1 pseudogene is annotated in these 253 nt (G+C 33.6%); it reads left to right on the top strand.

The annotated features are described in order from the left end of the window. Positions 1 to 28: 28 nt before the first annotated feature. Positions 29 to 253: pseudogene (locus tag IM290_RS21530) on the top strand (adenosine deaminase); the annotation flags it as partial.

Genomic DNA, 253 nt, shown 5'->3' with positions numbered 1-253 from the left:
AATTAAAATGGATCTTTACGAAGCTCGAATGATGGATAAAGGAGAATTACATGTTCATTTGAATGGATTGGTAAGCACTCAAGTAATTAGGAGGGTCCTAGAAAAAAATATTATTGAAATGCCTGAAAACTTTAATATAGATACTGACTTGAATGTAATACACCCAGCAAGATCACTAGTGGATTATTTAAAGCCATGGCAGTTTTTAAGGCTCATTCCTGCGAGTCGCTTTGATTTATCTATTATGATTGAG

Origin of the sequence: Enterobacter cloacae complex sp. S1, assembly GCF_014930525.1 — a bacterium.
GTDB classification, from domain to species: Bacteria; Pseudomonadota; Gammaproteobacteria; order Enterobacterales; family Enterobacteriaceae; genus Enterobacter; species Enterobacter hormaechei_C.
Note: the sequence above shows the minus strand (reverse complement) of the source record. Positions and strands in the feature narration are given on the sequence as shown.